4 protein-coding genes are annotated in these 2,936 nt (G+C 40.6%); all 4 read left to right on the forward strand.

Annotated elements, in window-relative coordinates:
* The first annotated feature begins 12 nt into the window (after positions 1-12).
* Complete coding sequence (locus QNK26_RS07255) at positions 13-480, forward strand: nitrate reductase cytochrome c-type subunit (RefSeq protein WP_319221875.1); 468 nt, start codon at positions 13-15, stop codon at positions 478-480.
* Positions 481-509: 29 nt separating this feature from the next.
* A complete protein-coding gene (locus QNK26_RS07260; protein WP_319221871.1) occupies positions 510-1,082 on the forward strand; it encodes a NapC/NirT family cytochrome c in 573 nt (190 codons plus the stop codon).
* 21 nt (positions 1,083-1,103) lie between these two features.
* The gene (locus QNK26_RS07265) at positions 1,104-1,238 is read left to right on the forward strand and encodes a TIGR02808 family protein (RefSeq protein ID WP_319221872.1); all 135 of its coding nucleotides are present in this window, start codon (positions 1,104-1,106) and stop codon (positions 1,236-1,238) included.
* A gap of 279 nt (positions 1,239-1,517) precedes the next feature.
* A partial coding sequence (locus tag QNK26_RS07270; RefSeq protein WP_319221874.1) for a molybdopterin-dependent oxidoreductase occupies positions 1,518-2,936 on the forward strand: 1,419 nt, incomplete at its 3' end.

Genomic DNA, 2,936 nt, shown 5'->3' on the forward strand with positions numbered 1-2,936 from the left:
GGAGAACATAATATGAGAAAATTATTGGCTGTGCTGCTAACTGCAGGGACTTTATTCTCTGTGTCAGTGCAAAGTAACGAAACGGCTGTAATCGAAAACGTAAACAATGGCGGTGTAGCATCACTCCGTGGTATTACTGAATTAGACACAACCCGTAAAGCGGACGAATTGAAGCGTGTGATTAAAGACCGTAGCCCAATTGACCGTGACTATGTATACCAACCACCACTTGTACCGCATCAAACGCGTCATTATGAAGTGTCGTTAAATGCCAACAAGTGTTTGTCATGCCACAGCTGGAAATATGCCGGTGAAATGGGCGCAACTAAGATCAGTGTGACGCATTATCAAGGGCGTGACGGTGAAGTATTATCAGATGTGTCTCCGCGTCGTTATTTCTGCTTACAATGCCATGTAACTCAAGCTGATGCTAAGCCATTAATCGACAATGACTTTAAACGTGTAGATTCATTGCGTTGATTTATCTAAATGAAAGGTGAGGCGATAAAATGAAACTAATTTTAAATTTTTGGCGAAAGTTAACGACACCGAGTAAAGCGGCCGTTGGTACTGTGCTAGCAATGGGTTTCCTTGGTGGTATTATTTTCTGGGGTGCCTTTAACATGGGGATGGAAGCGACAAATACAGAAGAATTCTGTTCAGCTTGTCACGCTCCAATTGTTAAAGAACTAAAAGAAACAATTCACTATTCGAATCGCTCTGGTGTGCGTGCTATTTGTTCTGATTGTCACGTACCACATAAATGGACTGATAAGATTGTGCGTAAAGTACAAGCGAGTAATGAAATTGTGGCATTCTTAATGGGTACAATTTCGACCCAAGAGAAATTTGAAGCACGTCGTAAACATTTGGCAACACGCGAATGGCAACGTATGAAAGAAAATGATTCACAGGAATGTCGTAACTGTCATAACTTTGAATACATGGACTTCTCAGAGCAGGGCCCACGTAGTAGAAAGCAACATTCTACAGCACTTGCAAGTGGCGAAAAGACATGTGTTGATTGCCATAAAGGTATTGCCCATCAACTACCGGATATGTCTGACGTACCTGGTTGGTAGATAGAAAAAGGAATCACGATTATGAGTACGTTAGAATACGTTATTTGGCATATCTTAGGATACAGCGCAATGCCGGTTATTTTCCTCGCGGGTTTTGTTGGCGTGGCTGGATTTTCGGTGTGGGCATTGTCGCTCACTGCAGATAAAAAGAAATAATACCAACGTAAACTAGATGAATAATGTTAAGGCCGCATTGGTATAATGCGGCCTTTTTTTATCTAAAATTTATGCTTGAAATTTAAATATTTATAGTATTTGCCATTAAAAACGAAATACCAATTTAGTGGCGTCACATAAGTGATAAAAATATGCTGTAAATGAAACACAAGTTGATTTAGCACAACGTTAATAGCAAATACAAAATTGTAAACTAATGTAAATTAATTGCATGTAGCGTATTAGCTAAATGTTAAATCAACCATGTGAGGGTGATCTATGAAATTAACCAGACGGGCATTTGTTAAAGCAAACGCAGCCGTATCTGCAGCAGCCATTGCCGGAGTCACACTCCCTGCAGCAGCAACAAATTTGATTGCTAGTTCAAATGAAACAAAAATTAAATGGGACAAAGCTGCATGCCGTTTTTGTGGTACTGGCTGTTCGGTTCTGGTCGGAACCCAAGGTGGTAAGGTCGTTGCAACACAGGGTGATCCTGAATCGCCAGTAAATAAAGGTCTTAACTGTGTTAAAGGCTATTTTTTATCAAAAATCATGTACGGTAATGATCGTTTAACAACGCCTTTATTACGTATGAAAGATGGCAAGTTTGCTAAAGACGGTGAATTTACCCCAGTATCTTGGGATCAAGCTTTTGATATCATGGCTGAGAAGTGGAAAGCATCATTAAAAGCAAAAGGACCGACCTCTGTCGGTATGTTTGGTTCAGGCCAATGGACAGTAATGGAAGGTTATGCTGCTGTTAAATTGATGAAAGCTGGCTTTCGTTCAAACAACATTGACCCGAATGCACGACATTGTATGGCTTCAGCTGTTGGTGCTTTCATGCGCACTTTTGGTATTGATGAGCCGATGGGTTGTTATGATGACTTCGAAAATGCAGATTCGTTTGTACTTTGGGGTTCTAATATGGCAGAAATGCATCCTATTTTATGGTCCCGTATTACTGATCGTCGTTTAAGTAATCCTCATGTGAAAGTAAACGTATTATCAACCTATAAACACCGCTCATTTGAGTTGGCTGATACGGGGGTTATTTTTAATCCGCAATCAGACCTTGCAATGGCAAACTTCATTGCTAATTACATCATCCAAAACGATGCTGTTAACTGGGACTTTGTTAACAAGCATACCCACTTTAAACGAACTGCAACGGATATTGGTTACGGTTTACGTGATGAGCATCCGTTACAACAAAAAGCAAAAAACCCTAACTCGGGTAAATTGTCCGCAATGACATTTGAAGAGTATAAAGCGTCTGTTGGTGAGTACACTGCCGAAAAAGCATCTGAAATTTCAGGTGTACCAGTTGAACAACTGCTGACTTTAGCGAAACAATACGCAGATCCAAATACGAAAATAATGTCGTTATGGACAATGGGGATGAATCAGCATACTCGCGGAGTGTGGATGAACAGCCTTATTTACAACATCCATTTACTTGTTGGTAAAATATCACAACCGGGTAATGGACCATTCTCACTGACGGGTCAACCATCTGCGTGTGGTACTGCACGTGAAGTGGGTACATTCTCACATCGCCTACCTGCTGATTTAGTTGTAAAAAATCCTAAGCATCGTGCTACTGCAGAAAAAATCTGGAAATTACCTGAAGGTACAATTCCAGCTAAACCGGGTTTCCATGCTGTTGAACAAAATCGTCGTCTCAAAGATGGT

The sequence above is a fragment of the Moritella sp. genome (assembly GCF_033791185.1).
GTDB lineage: Bacteria > Pseudomonadota > Gammaproteobacteria > Enterobacterales > Moritellaceae > Moritella.

Excerpts from the sequence above, each read along its gene's own strand:
- QNK26_RS07255 (WP_319221875.1), top strand. The coding sequence starts at position 13 with ATGAGAAAATTATTGGCTGTGCTGCTAACTGCAGGGACTTTATTCTCT.
- QNK26_RS07260 (WP_319221871.1), top strand. The coding sequence starts at position 510 with ATGAAACTAATTTTAAATTTTTGGCGAAAGTTAACGACACCGAGTAAA.
- QNK26_RS07265 (WP_319221872.1), top strand. The coding sequence starts at position 1,104 with ATGAGTACGTTAGAATACGTTATTTGGCATATCTTAGGATACAGCGCA.